At 54.7% G+C, this 18,553-nt stretch carries 15 protein-coding genes and 1 other annotated feature; of the genes, 4 read left to right on the forward strand and 11 right to left on the reverse strand.

What is annotated here, in order from left to right; genetic code table 11:
• Positions 1-77: 77 nt before the first annotated feature.
• From BA6348_RS19015 to gpr, 5 genes are all read right to left on the reverse strand, one after another.
• Positions 78-1,049: an ABC transporter ATP-binding protein gene (locus BA6348_RS19015; RefSeq protein ID WP_005833137.1), complete on the reverse strand. Its 972-nt coding sequence runs from the start codon at positions 1,047-1,049 to the stop codon at positions 78-80.
• Positions 1,050-1,068: 19 nt separating this feature from the next.
• Positions 1,069-2,037 (reverse strand): ABC transporter ATP-binding protein, encoded by a 969-nt coding sequence (locus BA6348_RS19020; protein WP_005833139.1) that lies wholly within the window; start codon positions 2,035-2,037, stop codon positions 1,069-1,071.
• 313 nt (positions 2,038-2,350) lie between these two features.
• On the reverse strand, positions 2,351-2,659 hold the full coding sequence (locus BA6348_RS19025; protein WP_007777498.1) for a DUF3679 domain-containing protein: 309 nt from the start codon (positions 2,657-2,659) through the stop codon (positions 2,351-2,353).
• A gap of 5 nt (positions 2,660-2,664) precedes the next feature.
• On the reverse strand, positions 2,665-3,846 hold the full coding sequence (gene spoIIP, locus BA6348_RS19030; RefSeq protein WP_007777495.1) for a stage II sporulation protein P: 1,182 nt from the start codon (positions 3,844-3,846) through the stop codon (positions 2,665-2,667).
• Between the two features lie 149 nt (positions 3,847-3,995).
• Complete coding sequence (gene gpr, locus BA6348_RS19035; RefSeq protein WP_007777491.1) at positions 3,996-5,096, reverse strand: GPR endopeptidase; 1,101 nt, start codon at positions 5,094-5,096, stop codon at positions 3,996-3,998.
• 177 nt (positions 5,097-5,273) lie between these two features.
• Here gpr and rpsT point away from each other — a divergent pair, with 177 nt between their 5' ends.
• Entirely contained in the window at positions 5,274-5,549 is a 276-nt protein-coding gene (gene rpsT, locus BA6348_RS19040) for a 30S ribosomal protein S20 (RefSeq protein WP_005833151.1), read from the forward strand.
• 59 nt (positions 5,550-5,608) lie between these two features.
• On the opposite strand, the gene holA is transcribed toward rpsT, so the two are convergent.
• The 4 genes from holA to BA6348_RS19060 all read right to left on the reverse strand — a co-directional run bounded on the left by holA (position 5,609) and on the right by BA6348_RS19060 (position 10,777).
• Positions 5,609-6,649, reverse strand: coding sequence for a DNA polymerase III subunit delta (gene holA, locus BA6348_RS19045; RefSeq protein WP_122952714.1), 1,041 nt, complete (start codon positions 6,647-6,649; stop codon positions 5,609-5,611).
• Positions 6,650-6,945: 296 nt separating this feature from the next.
• Positions 6,946-7,803, reverse strand: coding sequence for a hypothetical protein (locus tag BA6348_RS19050; protein ID WP_005833155.1), 858 nt, complete (start codon positions 7,801-7,803; stop codon positions 6,946-6,948).
• Positions 7,803-8,348, reverse strand: coding sequence for an RNA polymerase sigma factor (locus tag BA6348_RS19055; RefSeq protein WP_005833157.1), 546 nt, complete (start codon positions 8,346-8,348; stop codon positions 7,803-7,805). Before BA6348_RS19055 ends, BA6348_RS19050 begins: the two co-directional genes overlap by 1 nt.
• 53 nt (positions 8,349-8,401) lie before the next feature.
• A complete protein-coding gene (locus BA6348_RS19060) occupies positions 8,402-10,777 on the reverse strand; it encodes a DNA internalization-related competence protein ComEC/Rec2 (RefSeq protein ID WP_007777479.1) in 2,376 nt (791 codons plus the stop codon).
• A gap of 215 nt (positions 10,778-10,992) precedes the next feature.
• On the opposite strand from BA6348_RS19060, the gene asnB reads away from it, so the two are divergent.
• The 3 genes from asnB (at position 10,993) to comER (ending at position 14,699) form a co-directional block, all read left to right on the forward strand.
• Positions 10,993-12,918 carry an asparagine synthase (glutamine-hydrolyzing) gene (asnB, locus tag BA6348_RS19065; protein WP_122952713.1) on the forward strand — a complete coding sequence of 642 codons (1,926 nt, stop codon included), beginning with the start codon at positions 10,993-10,995 and terminating at the stop codon, positions 12,916-12,918.
• Positions 12,919-13,041: 123 nt separating this feature from the next.
• Positions 13,042-13,794, forward strand: coding sequence for a helix-hairpin-helix domain-containing protein (locus BA6348_RS19070; RefSeq protein WP_007777475.1), 753 nt, complete (start codon positions 13,042-13,044; stop codon positions 13,792-13,794).
• Between the two features lie 71 nt (positions 13,795-13,865).
• Positions 13,866-14,699 carry a late competence protein ComER gene (comER, locus tag BA6348_RS19075; protein ID WP_122952712.1) on the forward strand — a complete coding sequence of 278 codons (834 nt, stop codon included), beginning with the start codon at positions 13,866-13,868 and terminating at the stop codon, positions 14,697-14,699.
• Positions 14,700-14,955: 256 nt separating this feature from the next.
• Here comER and leuS read toward each other — a convergent pair whose 3' ends face one another.
• Positions 14,956-17,373: a leucine--tRNA ligase gene (leuS, locus tag BA6348_RS19080; RefSeq protein ID WP_122952711.1), complete on the reverse strand. Its 2,418-nt coding sequence runs from the start codon at positions 17,371-17,373 to the stop codon at positions 14,956-14,958.
• 148 nt (positions 17,374-17,521) lie between these two features.
• Positions 17,522-17,763, reverse strand: a binding site (T-box leader).
• Positions 17,764-17,814: 51 nt separating this feature from the next.
• Positions 17,815-18,552 carry a class I SAM-dependent DNA methyltransferase gene (locus BA6348_RS19085; protein ID WP_007777469.1) on the reverse strand — a complete coding sequence of 246 codons (738 nt, stop codon included), beginning with the start codon at positions 18,550-18,552 and terminating at the stop codon, positions 17,815-17,817.
• Position 18,553 lies beyond the last annotated feature (1 nt).

Below are 18,553 nucleotides of genomic sequence, written 5' to 3' on the forward strand. Positions count from 1 at the left end.
TCATTCATGTCGCTCCTGCCTCGCATCCCCCCTTTAACAAGGCAACCTTTTCAGCAGGCGGACATCCTACGTGCGGCTTACTGCTTGTACAGATGGCAAGCCACGAAGTGTCCGTCGCCCACATCCTGAAAAGCGGGACGAACAGAGCGGCATTCCTCTGTCACGTGCGGACAGCGCGTATGGAACGTACAGCCGCTGGGAGGATTCGCAGGACTTGGCACGTCGCCTTGCAAAATCACCCGCTCCCGCACAGCGTCGGGGTCCGGAGTCGGCACGGCAGACAGCAAAGCTTTTGTGTACGGATGAAGCGGATTCGTGTAAAGCTGGTTGCTCGTGGTCAGCTCCACGATCCGGCCGAGGTACATCACGCCCACCCGGTCGCTGATATGCCGCACGACACTCAGGTCGTGGGCGATAAACAAGTAGGTGAGGCCCATATCCCGCTGCAAATCTTGCATGAGGTTGAGCACTTGCGACTGAATCGACACGTCGAGCGCAGATACAGGCTCGTCGGCCACGATCAGCTTCGGATTGAGCATGAGCGCCCGGGCGATCCCGATCCGCTGGCGCTGCCCACCGCTGAACTGGTGCGGGTAACGCCTGGCGTGATAGCTGCTCAGCCCCACGACCTCGAGCATTTGCTGCACTTTTCGTTTGCGCTCGGCACTCGTTCCGATCCCGTGAACGATCAGCGGTTCTTCCAGAATCTTCTCAATATTGTGACGAGGATTCAGGGAAGCGAACGGGTCTTGGAAAACAATTTGCATATCGCGGCGCATTTTGCGCATCGCATCCGTTGAAAGCGCGGTTACATTCACACCGTCAAACGTGACTTCACCCGCAGTCGGCTCGATCAGCCGCAAGAGCGAGCGCCCGGTCGTCGACTTGCCACAGCCGCTCTCTCCGACCAGTCCCAGCGTTTCCCCGCGCTTAACCGTAAACGAAACATCGTCTACTGCTTTTACGACGCCTACTTCCCCGCCCAGGATGCCACCAGTGATGGGATAGTACTTTTTCAAGTTTTTTACGACGAGTAGTTCTTCTGTCAACGGGCATGCTCCTCTCGGGTTATTCGCTCAGCCAGCAGCGGGACAGGTGATTTTCCCCTACTGCTTTTAGCTGCGGCATTTCGCTGCGGCAAAGATCAGTCGCCTGATCGCACCGGGGCGCAAAGCGGCATCCGACCGTAAGCGAGCCGGGAATCGGCACATTCCCCGGGATGGAGTAGAGCCTCTCCTGCGACTCTTCCAGCTTGGGCAAGGAGTTGAGCAATCCTTTTGTGTACGGATGCTTGGGCTTTTTCAGGATCGTGCGAACGTCTCCCTCTTCGATGACGTTGCCCGCGTACATGACCACGACGCGGTGGCACATCTCCGCGACCACGCCCAAATCGTGCGTGATGAGCAAAATGGCCGTCTGCGCCTCCTGGTTGAGTTGGCGCATCAGATCGAGAATTTGCGCCTGAATGGTCACATCGAGCGCCGTCGTAGGCTCGTCCGCAATCAACAGCTCCGGATTGCAGGCCATCGCCATGGCGATCATGACGCGCTGCCGCATCCCGCCGGAAAGCTGGTGCGGGTATTCATCGACAATCGCTTCCGCTCGCGGAATCCCTACTTTTTTCAGCATGTCGATCGCGCGAGCCCGCGACTCTTTTTTACTGGCTTTCGTATGTAAGCGAACCGCTTCGCCGATCTGATTCCCGATCGTAAAAACAGGGTTCAGGGACGTCATCGGCTCTTGGAAAATCATCGCGATTTCATTTCCGCGTATGTCCCTCATCCGCTTTTCATCGGCTGTTACGAGGTCTTCCCCTTTGAACTTGATTTTTCCCCCGACGATTTTTCCAGGTGGATTGGGCACCAGCTTCATGACTGACAAGGAAGTAACGCTTTTCCCGCAGCCTGACTCGCCTACGATGCCGACTACTTCTCCTTTGTTAACCGTGATCGTCACGCCATCAACGGCAGGGATTTGGCCGCGGTCCGTGAAAAAGTGCGTCTGCAGGTTTTCGATTTGAAGGACAGGATCTGACACGTGGCTCACCTCTCTTACCGATATATTCAGTAGAAAAAGATCTATCAGTAGACATTATGCCATTAATACAATTTTTTGGCAACACAATAAATTCTAACTATTATATTTTTGCTGACTATATCGAATATTCCTCCTTCCTCCCCCAATTTCATTCAAAAATTTTCGCTTGCGGCACGGAGCGCAGGCGCCATCTGCGTTGCACAGTTTGCGGCAAATCGTTCCCCGCCCGCCTGACACGCAAAAAAGACCCGCTCTGACGGGTCTTTTGTCACTGAGGATTTGTACACCCCTTCTTTTTGCGCGTAAACAAAATCTACGGCTCGAAAAAACTTCCTACCCAATCGACAAACATTTGCGCTCCATTTTTGATGCTGTCGCCCAATGTCAAGCCCACACGGCTCACGTAGTTGACCATTTTCTCCGGCCCTGCCGTCTGCACCTGCTTGCCCATCACTGCGATTTCCATCTGACCTTGATCGACTTTTTTGATGTAAAAGGTCTGCGCTTTTTCTTCGGGCACTCCGCTCACCTTGGAGATTCCCCGCTCCGCCGTTTGCAGACCAATCACCACGCCGACCAGCAAAATGATTAACAGACCTGTCAGCTTCACCGTCACGTTCATGCCCATCACCTCTTCGCAGGCTCTTCCGCTACTGTTTTGCCTACTTTTTCGGCCTGCAGGTAATAAGCGGCAAAGACATCGGCCAATGCCTCCGCCGTATTCAAGCTCTCCTGCAAGGTGTTCTCCGTGCCACCTATTTCCATTAACAGGCTTCCCGGAGAGATGGACTGATTATACTCGCCATGATCGGTTTTTGCCCCTTTTTCCATCACGCCGCGGGACAGCTCGGGATACATCTTTTCCATCAGCTCGTGCAGTTCGGTCGCGAACGCCTCGTTTTTCTCGTGGCTTTTGTTCCGCTTGCCAATGACGAACATGACGCGTGCGTACGTTTTTCCTTTGATCGTCACGGTCGTGCGATCACGCGGAGCCGTATCGCGGTGCAGGTCGAAGAAGTAGTGCAGCTCCCGATTTTTTTCGACAGCGGCTTTCACTACTTGCAACGATTGGGCGTACGACAGCGCGTAATCCATCTTTTTGTTCAGAAGCTGCTGGTAAATGTCATCCTTGCTTACATCCGCACCGATTCCCCGCTCGTTCAGCGCCTCGCTCAGATGTTGGCTGACGAGGGAGATGTTTCGGGTCGGATGATCGACAGAAGTGCCGACCGGCTTTGTTTCACTAAACCACGATTCGCGGTTGTGCGAATTGTAGACGAAGACGACTTTTTTGCCGTTCGTCGTGGCTGGCTTTGCCACAGGAGCGGGCTTTTCCTCTGCGGGCTTTGCCGCCGCCTGCTCTTGCGGCTCCACGACGGGCACGAGCTGGGACGTATCTGCCACCTGCTTCGGATGGGCGGGATACTCGACGTAAAAGTCAGCGAGCGTAGCTCCTTTTCCCTGGACGACAAACCGCGCATCCTCCGTCGTCACCATCCCCGGCAGCTCTCTGCCGAGCAGGCTGCGCAAATCGCCTGGCTGAATATTGGTCGCCAGTTGAAAAAGAAAGCCCGTCACGCTATTGGACCTGGCATCGGACGAAGCCTGCACCGTAGCGGAGAGAGCCGGAATCTCCTGCCCCATCCAGTTCAAAATCGCCAGACTCGATATATGCGACGCCGCCTGCTGGATGGCGGAGGAGGTGATCGCGACGCGATTTCCTCCCAGCGACAACACACCCGTCATGACGAACAAAAACGCGGTTATGAATGAAAGAACTGCGAATTGGCGTTGGATTAGGGTCGCCATCTGTCTCACTCCTCTGGCTGTTGCGTGGACGAAGCGCGACGCTCTCTCTCACGCTTGTCTATGCTTTAGCCTATGAGCCTCATAGAGACGATAGAACCCTTTTCTAGCTGTTCTCTCACAATCTAGCGCTTTGCGCGCAAGCTCCTTGGCTAGTGCGTGTAGGCGGCGCTGTTGTCCCCGTCCACGGCCTGATGCAGCGAGCGGTTCAGCCCGGTTGCGATCACGTTGGCTACGCCTTCGATGAAGTCGTCCACCTCTTTTGGCGTGACGACCAAATCTTGTCCAAGCGGCCGGAGCACCTCGTGGATCAGTTGCCGCTTTTCCTCTTCCGGCAGCGAGCCTACCAGCCCCATAAACGTTTTGCGCGATTCCATGTCAGGCAAATCATCCTCGGTGTACGGCTCGCTACGCTCCGGCACCGTGCTCAGCGCCAACTTGTTGAACGCCCGCTTGCTCTCCACCATGGACTGCCCAAAATGCCCCAGCAAATACGTAATCGCGTCATTGACGATCGTGGAGGCAAAAACGACGGTCGGCACGCCGACTGCGATCACCGGAATCCCGAGCGTCGCCTGGTCGATCGCCTTGCGCTTGTTCCCTACCCCGGATCCGGGATGAATGCCTGTGTCCGATATTTGGATCGTCGTATTGACGCGGTGCAGAGCGCGGGAGGCGAGAGCGTCGATGCAGATGACGAAGTCTGGCTTGCTTTTTTCCACGACGCCGAAAACAATTTCGCTCGTCTCAATCCCGGTAATGCCCAACACGCCCGGCGAGATGGCACTGACCTCGCGATAGCCTTCCCCGACCGTTTCCGGGGCCAGCTTGTACAGGTGGCGCGTAATCAGCAAGTTTTCCACCACCATCGGCCCGAGCGCGTCCGGGGTCACGTTCCAGTTGCCAAGCCCCACGATCAGCGCCTTTTGGTCTTTCGTGATTCCCATTTGCTCCAGAAAAGCGGCAAATTCCACAGCGAACCGCTTTGCGACTTGTTCTTCTATAGAAGTATCGTTTTCGCGCAGCTTGGGTACTTCTATCGTCAGGTAGCGTCCCGGCAGCTTGCCGATTTGCTTGCCTGCCTCTTCCGTCTGTACGTGCAGTCTCGTCACCTTGATGTTCGGCTCCCGGTCGTCAGCTTGCAGCCAAATGCCTTCGATATTGCTTTCGTTTTGCTGTTGGGCCAGCTCATGCGCCTCTACGGCCAAATCGGTCCGAATCGAGTAGCCTGACAAATCAATGTTGTGCGCCATGTTCCATCGACTCCCTTCTCGATGAGAAAAACGGTCGTGACCGTTTTCTTCCTGCTACTAGGTTGCTTGAATCCTTTATTTTTATTCCGAATCCTTTCTTGCAAATGGTCTTTGCCCATGCTAGAATTACTTTGTTGTATGACTGTATGTCTATGGTCGTCTAAGGAGGTGACACACATGCCAAACATTAAATCCGCGATTAAACGCACCAAAACAATCGAAAAGCGTCGCGCACACCGTGCTTCTCAAAAGTCTGATCTGCGCACTTCGATCAAGAGCTTTGAGAAAGCTGTCGCCGCTTCTGATGTAGCATTGGCGAAATCCACTCTTCTGGTGGCTGTGAAAAAGCTGGACAAGGCCGCTTCGAAAGGTCTCATTCATAAAAACGCAGCAAACCGTCAAAAGTCTCGTTTGATGAAAAAGCTCAACGTTCTGAGCGCTCCTGTAGCGTAAGAGACCAACCGAAAAAACCCCGCGAACGTCACGTTCATGGGGTTTTTTTATGTTTGGCGCTAGTTCGTCGTTGCTTGCCGCTCGGCATGGGCCCGCGCCACAAACAGCTCCAGCGCAAGACGCTTGTCCACCTGGCCGGACTTCATGCGAAAATCTTCTTCTGCCAGAATCCCCAGCAGCCTTTTCAACGAATCCTCGGAAAAATGGCGCGCCTGCTCCATCGCTTTTTTCACGGCGTACGGATGCATTTTTATCATGCCTGCCATCTGCTGCTGCGAATAACCGCGCGGCGAGAGCTGCTTGACGTGCAGCAGCATGCGAAACTGTCTCGCCAACAGCGCAATCAGCTTGATTGGCTCCTCGCCTGTCTTCATGCAGTCGTACATCATCCGCAACGCCCTGTCCAACTTCCCTGACGCGACCTGCTCGATCAGCCCGAAAACATCCTGCTCCAGCGTCCGTGCGCCGAGCGTTTCGATCACCTCATCCGTAATGCTGGCCCCCGCTCCTACGTACAAAGCGAGCTTCTCCACTTCCTTGTCCAACAGCCGCAGCTCGTGGCCGACGCGCTCCACCAGCTTCATCGCCTGCGGGCGCCCGATCCGCGCCTGGTACTTGTCTGCCTGCCGCTCTACCCAGCCGTACAAATCCGCGTCCTTTAACAGCGGAAACGGAATGACCTTCGCTTTTTGCTGCAGCGTCTTGACGAGCTTTTTGCGCTCGTCCAGCTTTTCGGCTTCTGTATGTAAAATCAGCGTCGTGTACGGAGGCGGATTTTGCAAATAGGCAAGCAGCGCATCCGGATCGCTCTCCACTTTCGTCTGCGGCTTGCTCCCCGTCAAAAAATACGCGTGTTTGGCAATCACGAGGCGATGCTCTCCCAAAAACGGCAAAGTTTCCGCGTCTTGCAATATGTCCGCGAGTCCCGTCTCCGTACAATCGTAGACACTCATGTTGAGATCGCGAAACTGCGGGTCAATCATTTCGTTTTTGGCCAGCGACAAAAATTCTTCGGCTAAAAACGATTCCGGGCCGAAAAGCACGTACAGCGGCGAAAAGTGCTTTTGCCGGATTTCCCGAATGGCCGACAGGAGTGGCATGCGTTTTCTCTCCCTTTCCTTGCAACTTATCTGCGTCATTATAGCATTAGAAAACTTGACTTGCCCATCTTTTTGCCTGGTCAGCGACCAAAAAACCGCTACCGATTGAACAGGTAGCGGTTTTTCCATCCGTTGGCACCTCTATGTAAACGTTTAGGGAAAAGCCCCGGGATTCCTCCTCCCCAAACGGTAAGCAGGGGGTGCTTGATAATGTACTTTACGCAAGAACCCCCTTAGTGGTGCCAGTCCACATTTGAAAAACACGTTTGCCCTGAAACAGGAAAAAAGCTGGATGATTATTCATCATTCTCTTGCTGGTTTTCCTGCTCCTTCTTTTTGTCTTGTTTGCTGTCTTTCTCCTCGTCTTCATCCCTGTCTGCTTTATCAGGCGCATGTTTGTTGTCATCTTCGTCCGTTTTCTCTTCCAGTCCGATCGGAAATGACGGCGGCTTATCCTCTGTCACTACAGGCTTTGGAGCAACTGCGGGCTTCGAAGCTGGCGGAGTCGTGTTTTGGGCAGGCGGCTTGACCGGTGGCTTTTGATCGGTTTGCGCAGGCGGCTTGGACGTTTTTTTCTTAGGCGGAGTTTCCTCGGACTTCTTCCCCACTTCCTTTTTATTCGATGGAGATGGATTAGTGCTTGGAGTAGGAGCTTCTGGTCCGTACACCACCGTTTTGTCCTCCACGACGGGGGCTGGAGCACTGTCTGTACCTTGGCTTAACGGATCTGGCTCCGGATGCTTCCCGTCGCCGCCTGTGAACAGCATGCCGATCAGCAGACAGGCTGCAACAGCCGTGCTGCCAAGTCCGGCGAGCCATACTTTCATTCGCTTCCATTTTTTCGATTCCGACAGCGAAGACGACTTGCGCTTAACTTCAAGAGTAGGCAAGGATTCCTCAATCGTTGCAGATTTCACAGCTACCGGCTTTGCTGCCGCTGATTCCAACTGTGGCAAAATCGAATCTACAATGCTGAATGAGGGTACGACAGGGGGCAACTGCTCTAGTTTTTGCGACACAGTTTTCAAACGGTTGTACATAAGTTGCAGGTCAGCATCTTTTTGAATAAGGGTGTACAGCACTTGCTGCTCTTGTTCGGACAAGTCCCCATCCAGATCCCTCTGCATGCATTCCCAAATCTCTTCGTTAGTCATCAACCGATTCCCCCTTTCTGGTAGTCGTACAACAGTTCTTGCAACTGTTGCCTAGCCCGAAACAAATACGACTTGACCGTGTTAAGCGGCAAATCCAACGCTTCCGCTATTTCCTGATAGGATAAATCCTCCAGGTAGCGGAGTACTACAACCATCCGGTACTGCTTGGGCAGCTTCCCGATGGCTTCCTGGATGTCATTTGACAGCCCGGTGAGAAGGATCTCATCTTCTACGTTGTTTCGATCAGGTATTATCAGCTCATGCTCGTCGATTGAGACCGTTTCCTTCTTCGCGCGAAATTTATCCATACAGACATTGCTGACAATGCGTTGCACCCAGGTGGAAAACTTTGCCTTTTCCTGATAGGTGTCCAACTTGCGATAAATGCGAATAAGCACTTCCTGAGCAGCATCGAGCGCGTCCTGTTCATTTCCCAGAATATAATAAGCGCTTCGGTAAACGGAGGTCTCAACGGATCGAAGCAGCTCGACAAGCGCATCATGATCCCCGGATTGCGCCAGCCTGATCAGTTCTGCTTCCTGCATAATCTCCTCTCCCCCCTACAGACGGGTCGCTCATGAAAAAGGTTGCAACCATATTATGTATCCAATTGTTGGGTATTCCAAGACAGTCCGGCAGGCGAGATAATCAACGTAATCGCACCGTGCCGATCTGTCCGGTAAATCGTGGTGCCGTATTTCCCCAAACGCTGCAGCACCTGGACGGCAGGATGTCCATACCGATTGTTCACCCCTGCCGAAATGACCGCTGCTTTGGGAGCCGTCGCCGCCAGCAGCTCCTCGGTACTTGAAGTATTGCTGCCGTGGTGGGCGACCTTCAATACATCTACGGGTGACAGGCCGTTTTGGACGAGCACTGCTTCTCCGCTTCGTTCGATGTCGCCTGTAAACAAAACCGTTTTGTTGTATGCGGTAAGCTGAAGAACGACGGAGGCGTCGTTGCCGCGGAGTGTCGTTTCTCCAGGATGAAGCCATTTCCATTCGATTTCCGGTCCATCTGACCATACCTGACCGGGAGTGCCAGTCGTGATCGGGACGCCTCTTTCGCGAAAAAGCTCGCGAATCTGTGCTTCCTTTGCTTCAGGCACTTGTCCGTTCACCAGTACCTCCCCGAAAGAAAAGCGGGAAACCAGCGCTTCCATTCCTCCAATGTGGTCCAGGTCGCCATGCGTCATGATGGCACGATCAATTTTTTCGATCCCACGCGCCATGAGAAACGGGAGAACGACGTCCTTGCCTACTTCAAAAGGGTCGCGCTTCTCCATCCACGGTTCCGCTGCCGGATGGCGCATTGTCCCACCTGCATCCATTAAGTATACCTTCTCGGTGCCAATTTCGACAACGATGGAATCCCCTTGCCCGACATCGAGGAAGGTAATCCGCACTTCATCGCTGCCTGCAAGCGGCTGGCGTGCCGCGACCAAAAGCCCGAGAAATAAGGCCAAACAAAGCGCAACGTCTTGTTTGCGGTGGTAGCCGCGATTCCATAATATGGGCAGCATCCCGAGAAAACAGGCGTACAGAAGTAGCCACCACCACTTTGGATGCGGCCAGTAGGTAAATGGAATCACCTGTTGATCCAGTGCGTACAGCGGCTCGTGAATCCAGCCGAGCAGGCGGGTCGTAAGCCAGACAGGAACGGCCGCAAGCGCCGGATGGACGAGAGCAAGCACGATCGCGATGTAGCCGAGCGGCAGGACGAGCAAGGAAAGCACAGGTGTAGCCAGGAGGTTGACCAGCCAGGACAGCGGCGAAAACTGATGAAAGTGATAGATGAGAAACGGAAAAGAGACGAGTTGGGCGGAAAACGTGACCGCAACGAGCGTCCTGATCCAGACAGGTACCCGCTCAAACACGTGCAGGCTGTACGGGACAAACAGAATAAGCCCCAGCGTGACCGCAAAAGACAGTTGAAACCCGACATGCCACAACTGGTACGGATTTACCGCAAGCATGACCAGCAAGGCACCTGCCCAAACTTCTTTTCCATCCAGCCTTTTTCCTGCCACCTGGCAAACAAGCCCGACACCGCCCATCAAGCCGGAGCGGACAGCCGATGCGCTCGCCCCGACCAGCAGGACATATCCGACGAGCAAAGAAACAGTCGCAAAAAGCCCCCACCTGCGGCTTACTCCCAGCCTGTCCAGACACCACATGAACATCGAGGTGACCAGCGTCACATGCAAGCCGGAAATCGCGAGAACGTGGCTGAGTCCCAAATTGGCGTACATCGATTCCAGCTCAGGCGTCACGTCTTGGCCAAGCCCCAGCAGCAATGACTTCATATAACCGGCTGTTTCCCGATCGGCAAACAAGCTTTCGATCCGCTCGGCCCCCGCCTTTTGCCACTCCTGAAAACTCCCTTGAATGCTCGCTGCCGCCTCTACCCTCGCGTCCCGGAAGGCTGTCTCCGCCACGACGTGTACCCCTTGCCAGTGCAGGTAGCGCGCATAGTCAAAGGCGTGCGGGTTGCGCGCTCCTTGCGGCAGTCCGAGCCGGGCAAGTGCCACAAGCTCGCTGCCTGTGCGCCACTTCTCGACTGCTGCCGCTTCCTCCGCTGCACTCAATTTGACGCGCAGAACGATCGTTTCGTTTAGGCCAAGCTGCTGCCAGCTTTCGCCCTCTTCGCGCCACTGGCCCACATCCGCAAAGAAGCGGGCGACATCGCCGTCCCGTTTGACGCCAGAAGCGATTTCTCCGCGCACCCATACGGTTCGCTCCTGTGCCGCCAACGGTTTCATTTCCGACTGCTGGAGAATCTCGTACCCATAAAAATAGAGACCTGCTAGAATAGAGAGGAAGGAGTAAACAGCGAGGCGGCCTCGATAGGCGCGCGGAACAAACGCAGCCGCTGCCGCCCACGCCCCGGCCGCTCCGAGCAGCCAGACGGGATGCGCATACGCCGACAGGAGCAAGCCGCTCATCACGGCCAAGCTCGCATTCCAAAGTGACATCGTCTCCCCCTCCGTCCATTTGTCGAACTGTTCTTTTCCTGCGGAGAGTATATCCCCTGACAGGCGGACAAAAATAGAAGAGACGAGGGTCCTTTTTCCCCCTGGCTGTGCAACCGTTTTGCGCACAGGACCGGGCATCCAGAAGAGATTGCGCCAACTTGCGATACGTGATAGAGTTAGCAGGAGCAATCCAGTGAGAGGAAGAGTCATTTCATATGTGTGGAATCGTAACACTCTACAACAAGCGGCAAATGCCAGTTAGACAAGAAGCGATCAGCGCGATGACTGGTGTCATCCTGCACCGTGGTCCAGATGACGATGGTTTTCATCTCGAAGACAACATCGCCCTGGGCTTTCGTCGTTTAAGCATCATCGACGTGGAAGGCGGGCATCAACCGCTGTTTAACGAAACGCGTGACATCTGGATTATTGGCAACGGAGAAATTTACAACTACAAGGAATTGCAGCAATGGTTAAAGGACGCCGGTCACGTATTCCATACCGATTCTGATATTGAAACCATCCTTCACCTCTATGAAGAGGTAGGGACGGACGCGCCCAAGCACTTGCGCGGGATGTTCGGCTTTACCATTTACGACTCGCGCAAAAAACGGCTGTTTGGCGCGCGCGACCATTTTGGGATCAAGCCGCTCTACTATGTGGAAACGAATGATTCCATCGGCGTCGCCAGCGAGATCAAAAGCCTGCTGGAGCTACCCGGCTTTACGCGCGAGGTGAACCACAACGGCTTTTACCACTATTTGACTTTCCAATACGTTCCTGATCCCGAAACGATGTATCAGGGCATATTCCGCATCCCGCCAGCCCACTCGTTCATCATCGAGAACGACCAGATCAAGCTGGAGCGTTACTGGGACGTGGAGTTCAAGCCAGACGAGAGCAAGCCGTTCTCGTACTTCGTGGAAGGGACTCGCAGCGTGATGCTGGAATCCATCGACAAGCACCGGATCAGCGAGGTTCCGCGCGGCGCTTTCCTTTCCAGCGGCGTCGATTCCAGCAGCATCGTCGCCATGCTGCGCACCTTTGAGCCTGTGAAAACTTTTTCCGTCGGCTCGGACATTCCTGGTTACAGCGAGCTGGACTTCGCGAAGCGGACGGCTGCCTTTTTGGGCACCGAGCACTTCGAGCGGGTCGTCAACGCCCAGCAGTACATGGATGAACTGCCACGCCTCATCTGGCACCAGGACGAACCGGTAGCGGACCCTTCCGCCATCCTGCTCTACTTCGTCGCGCAAATGGCGAGCGAGCACGTCACCGTCGTCTTGTCCGGCGAAGGCGCCGATGAGTTTTTCGGCGGGTACAACATTTACCGGGAGCCTAGCTCGCTCAAGATGTTTTCCGGCATGCCTGGCTGGATGCGCCAGTCGATCGGTTACATGGCACAGCGCCTGCCCGATCAGGTAAAAGGGAAAAACTTCCTCATCCGCGGCTCGAAGACGGTGGAACAGCGCTTTTTCGGCAACGCCCTGATCTTCAGCGAAGAGATGAAAAGACGCGTCGTGATGGACGACATCGCCCGTTCCGAATCGTACGTCTCGCCGTTTACGATCACAGAAGAGATTTACAAGCGCGCTTCCCAGTACGATGACGTGACCAAGATGCAGTATTTGGACATTCACACCTGGCTGCGCGGAAACATTTTGATGAAAGCCGACAAAATGACGATGGCAAACTCATTGGAGCTGCGCGTTCCTTTCATCGACCTGAAAGTGTTCGAGTTCGCCGCTACCATTCCGACGAAGTACAAGATCGCCAACGGCACGACCAAGCACGTGCTGCGCGAAGCGATGAAAGACTTCCTGCCGCCGGAAATCAAGTCGAAGAAGAAGCTTGGCTTCCCGGTTCCGACTCGCCATTGGCTGAAAAACGAATTTTACAAATGGGCAAAAGAGATCATTTTCGAATCGAAGGTAGACAATTTGATTAATAAGGCCTACGTGCTCTACATGCTCGACGAACACCGTGAAGGAAATGCCGACTATAGTCGCAAAATCTGGACGATCCTCGTTTTCATGCTGTGGCACCAAATCTTTATCGAGCAAAAATATACGTTCGATCCGTACGTCAGCCCGAATGTAGACATTCGCCGCAAGAAAAATTCGCTGCAGCATATCGGCTAAAAGCCGGTAGCGTGCCTACGCAAAAATATTTGCAGACCCTCTTTTACTTTTCGTAGATTGTGACTAGAGAATGCTATTACTCTATTTCACAAGCAGACGCGAGGTAAGGGAGGGTCTTTTGCTATGCTGTTGGATTGGTGGGAACGTCATCGACGCCTGGTCCTGATCGTGGCGGCGACCTTGTTTGTGGCCGTCAGCTTTTGGCTCTACCAGGGGGAGCAGCGGGCAGAGACCGTCGGTGTACCGCTCGTTTCCTCTGCCTATGCGGAAAGGGAGCGCGTCGGGCAGCCGGAAACTGCCCTACAGAAACGGGAGCCTGTCCTTGACCAACCATCTGATGCGCACGCCCGCAGCGAAGCGGAAGCCGCAGTCGAACGAAAGCCCGCCCCTCCGCCTCTCTACGTCGACGTAAAGGGCAAGGTGAAACAGCCGGGACTGTACCGCTTCACGCCGGGCATGCGCGTAGCGGACGCGATCGAACAGGCTGGCGGCGCCCTGCCCGAAGCGGACCTCGATCAAATCAATCTGGCTGAGCCGTTGGCAGATGGGACTGCGCTTTTGGTTCCGGCAAAAGGCAGCGCGACTGGCGGGCCTGGATCGGCAGTTGGCGCGCCTCCCCTTTCGCCAGTGCCCGCGAGCGTGACCCGTGCTGCGGGGACTGGCGGCGCTGTGCCAAAAGCCAAGCTGCTCAATCTCAACACAGCGACCGTCGAGGAACTGATGAGCTTGCCAGGAATCGGGGAGGCGCGAGCAAAAGCGATTTTGGACTACCGTTCGCAAGTCGGCCGCTTCCGTTCCGCCGACGAATTGAAAAAGGTTTCTGGGATCGGGGCAAAGATGTTCGAGCGGATCAAAGACCAGATCGTTGCGCAATAAAGCACTGTCCGGTCATGATTGCCGATCTTCTCACATAGAATGGGGAAAGAATATCGGAGGGAGGTATGCCCATGGATAAAATCGGGTTCATTGGTACGGGCAGCATGGGCAGTATCTTGATTGAAGCATTGCTGTCCGCCAAAGCGCTGTCTCCCAGCCAGATCACCATCAGCAACCGCACGATCGAAAAAGCCGAACAGCTCGCTAAGCGGCTTGGCGGGCTGGCGGTCGCCCATAGCAATGTGGATTTGGCCAGAGAAGCCGACATGATCCTGCTGTGCGTCAAGCCGCTGGAGTACAGCGTGCTGCTCGAGCAACTCGCCCCTGTCCTGACGGCGGAACAGCTTATCGTCACGATCACCAGTCCGATCAAGCTGGAGCATCTTGAGTCAAAAGTACCTTGCGCCATCGCCCGGGTCGTTCCGAGCATTACCAACGCGGCGCAGAGCGGCGCGAGCCTGTGCGAATTCGGTGCGCGCGTCGACGAAGAGCAGCGCCATTATATTCGCAACCTGTTTGCCCACATCAGCACGCCTGTCGAGATCACCGCGCCTTTCTTGCGAATCACTTCCGACATCGCCAGTTGCGGCCCTGCCTTTTTGAGCTATATTTTGCAGCAGATGATTCAGGATGCCGTCGAAGAGACAGGCATCTCGACAGAAGCCGCTACTTATTTGACCTCGCAGATGCTGATCGGAGTGGCCGATCTGTTGCGCGAAGAAAAATTCACGCTCCCTTCCTTGCAGCAGCGCGTCTGCGTCCCCGGAGGAATCACCGGCGAAGGGCTGATTCCTTTGCAAAGCAAGCTGCCCGGCATTTTTGCAGAGGTATTCCGGCGCACGCGCGCGAAGTTCGCCGAGGATCAGGAACTGCTCGACCGTTATTTGAACGAACAGCCGCAGTAGCTGCGAGAGCGTGGGTTGCTTGCAGTTGCGAGCCTTGCAGAGCGACGACAAGCACGCTGTCAGTATCAGAAAACTGGCAGTACGAAAAAAGGAGCGGAAACCTGTTATTCAAACAGGCTCCACTCCTTTTTCCTTTCACCTCTCACCCGCTTGCCATCACGAGAGGATGACAAGCCGACGGTGAGCGATAGACGCTTTTCGTGCGACTAGCGAGTCGTTTATCTGGCCCGCCTTCTGGATCTTGCGTCTAATCCGACTAACGAACCACAATATTAACCAGCTTGCCAGGCACGGCGATGATTTTGACGATTGTCTTGCCTTCGATCAGTTCCTTAATCAGCTCGTTGCTGAGTGCCAGCTCCTCCATTTGTTCCTTGGTCGAGTCGGAGGCAATGAGCATTTTTTCCTTGTTTTTGCCGTTGATCTGGATGACGATTTCCACTTCGTCCTCGACCAGCTTCGACTCGTCGTAGGTTGGCCATGGCTCGTAAGCGATTGTATCGTTGTGGCCGAGTTTTTCCCACAGTTCCTCGCCCAAGTGCGGGGCGATCGGGGACAGCATTTTCACGAAGTCTTCCATGTATTTTTTCGGCAGGACGTCTGCTTTGTACGCTTCGTTGACGAATACCATCAACTGGGAGATCCCTGTATTGAAGCGCAGGCCCTCGTAGTCTTCCGTCACTTTTTTCACGGTTTGATGGTAGACGCGCTCCATGCTGGTCGGTTTGTTCGTATCGACGATTTTCGGGTTCAGCTCGCCGTTGTCTTGAACGAACAGGCGGTACACGCGGTCCAGGAAGCGGCGCGCGCCATCGAGACCTTTTGTCGACCAGGCGATGGATGCATCCAGCGGCCCCATGAACATTTCGTACAGGCGGAGCGTGTCGGCACCATGGCTGTTGACGATATCGTCCGGGTTGACGACGTTGCCTTTGGACTTGCTCATTTTTTCGTTGTTTTCACCGAGGATCATGCCTTGGTTAAACAGCTTCTGGAATGGCTCCTTGGTTGGCACGACGCCGATGTCGTACAGGAATTTGTGCCAGAAGCGGGAGTAGAGCAAGTGCAATACAGCGTGCTCTGCACCGCCGATGTAGATGTCGACTGGCAGCCATTGTTTCAGCTTTTCCGGATCGGCCAAAGCTTTGTCGTTGTGCGGGTCGATAAAGCGCAGGAAGTACCAGCAACTGCCCGCCCATTGCGGCATGGTGTTCGTCTCGCGGCGCGCTTTCTTGCCGGTTTCCGGATCGACGGTGTTCAGCCAGTCGGTGATGTTGGCGAGCGGCGATTCGCCTGTGCCGGACGGCTTGATTTCTTTTGTTTTAGGCAGCATGATCGGCAATTCGGATTCTGGCACAGTTTTCATTGTGCCGTCTTCCAGATGCAGGATTGGAATTGGCTCGCCCCAGTAGCGTTGACGGCTGAACAGCCAGTCGCGCAGACGGTAGGTCACTTTGCGGCTGCCTTTGCCTTCTTTCTCCAGCCATTCGATCATTTTGTTGATCGCCTGTTCTTTGTTCAGGCCATCGAGCATGCCGGAGTTGATGTGTTCTCCGTCGCCTGTGTACGCTTCCTTGGAAATGTCTCCGCCTGCGATGACCGCTTTGATTGGCAGATCAAACGTCTTGGCGAACTCGTAGTCGCGCTCATCGTGCGCCGGTACAGCCATGATCGAGCCTGTTCCGTAGCTAATCAGCACGTAATCGGCAATCCAGATCGGCAGACGTTCGCCGTTAACCGGGTTGATCGCATAGGCGCCTGTGAATACCCCTGTCTTTTCTTTCGCCAGGTCGGTACGCTCCAGATCGCTTTTGTGCTTCGTCTGCTCCAGGTAAGCTTCTACCGCTGCTCTCTGCTCTGGCGTCGTAATCTGTTCCACCAGCTTGTGCTCGGGAGCGAGTACCGTGTAGGTGGCGCCGTAGAGCGTATCCGGGCGGGTCGTGAAGACAGTAAAGGTCTGGTCGTGTCCCTCAATGGCAAACGTAACCTCTGCCCCTTCGGAACGGCCGATCCAGTTGCGCTGCATTTCCTTGATGCTCTCCGGCCAGTCCAGCTCTTCCAGGTCTTCGAGCAGTCTTTCCGCATACGCGGTAATTTTCAATACCCATTGTTTCATCGGGCGGCGTTCGACCGGATGGCCGCCGCGCTCGCTTTTGCCGTCAATGACTTCTTCGTTGGCCAGAACGGTTCCCAGCGCCGGGCACCAGTTCACGGCTACTTCGTCAACGTAGGCCAGGCCGTGCTCATACAGCTTCGTAAAAATCCACTGGGTCCATTTGTAGTAGTGCGGATCGGTCGTGTTGATCTCTCTGTCCCAGTCGTAGGAGAAGCCGAGCGACTTGATTTGGCGGCGGAACGTGTTGATGTTTTTTTCTGTGAACTCCGCAGGGTCATTCCCCGTATCGAGCGCGTACTGCTCGGCTGGCAAGCCAAACGCATCCCAGCCCATTGGATGGAGCACGTTGTAGCCTTGCATCCGCTTCATGCGGGACAAAATATCGGTAGCCGTATAGCCTTCCGGGTGTCCGACGTGCAGCCCGGCACCAGATGGATACGGGAACATATCGAGTGCGTAAAACTTTTTCTTGTTCGGGTCCTCAGAAGTTTTGAAGGTCTTGTTTTGCTCCCAGTATTGTTGCCACTTTTTTTCAACATCACGATGACTGAAAACCATGGTAGAGCACTCCCATCTTGAAATAGGTAAAAAATGAAAACTCGGCTACACCGAGCCATTGGCGTAGCCTTCGTTGCACTTATACCGGATAAGAATCTGTACATTCCGGTCCAGTATAAAGAAAACCCCACGTCCCCAGTCGTTCTACGAAAGGGACGAGAGGTTTGTTTATATTCCCGCGGTACCACCCAGATTGGCGAATGAAAAAGCATTCACCCACTTGAAATCCGTAACGGGGATGAGCCGCCTGCCCTTACGCAACCATGTACACATGGCCTTCGGGGCAAGTGCTGGGAGGCGAGTTCAGATAGTCCCGGGTTGACTTGCACCTGCCGTCAACTCTCTGTATGCGCGGGGCATATTCCTACTATTCCTCTTAAACGCGTCGAAATTTGTAGTTATAACGCCATTATAGTCAATATAAACCAACCGTGTCAAACCCTACGGCTTGCGAGCGGCAAAAAATAAGCGTTCGCTCGCTTCCTGCGGCGGCAAATCCGAATAGTCTGCCGTAATGACGATGTCCGTGAAGCCCGCGTCGGCCAGCCAGCGCATCAGTTGGACCGGCTGGTAGGCTCTTTGCCAATGCTCCTCCTCCAGCCGCTCGTACAAGCCGTTTGGCTGGCGGACGAAAAAGGTGAGCTGGTGCTCTACCTCCAGGCGCAGCGGATCGCAAAAACATTGCCAAATGTACGAAACCTCATCGTCGACGTAGGTGAATGTCTCGTCGCCGAAAATATGCAGCATTTTGTACGGGCTGTGCACATCGAACAAAAAGCTTCCCCCGGGAGCAAGGTGAGCGAAGACGCGCCGAAACGTCTCCTGCACGTCCGCTTCTTCTGTCAGGTAGCTGAGAGAGTCGCACAAGGAAATGACCGCGTCCGCCTCCGGCAAGGAAAGCTCGCGCATATCCTGCTCGACCCACGCCACCTCTACTTGCTCCTGCCGCATTTTGTCGTAGGCAATCGCCAGCATCTCGGCGGACAGATCGACGCCCGTGACCCGATAGCCGCGCTTGGCCAGCGGAATCGCAATCGATCCCGTCCCGCAGCCCAGATCAATGACTCGTTTTGGGGCCTCTCCCTTTTGCCAGGTGCGCTCGACCCAGTCCAGCCATTGATCGTAGGGGGTGTCCGCCATCAGCCTGTCGTAAACTGCGGCCATGTGTGCGTACGCCATC

This window comes from Brevibacillus agri, from assembly GCF_004117055.1.
In the GTDB taxonomy this organism is placed as follows: Bacteria; Bacillota; Bacilli; order Brevibacillales; family Brevibacillaceae; genus Brevibacillus; species Brevibacillus agri.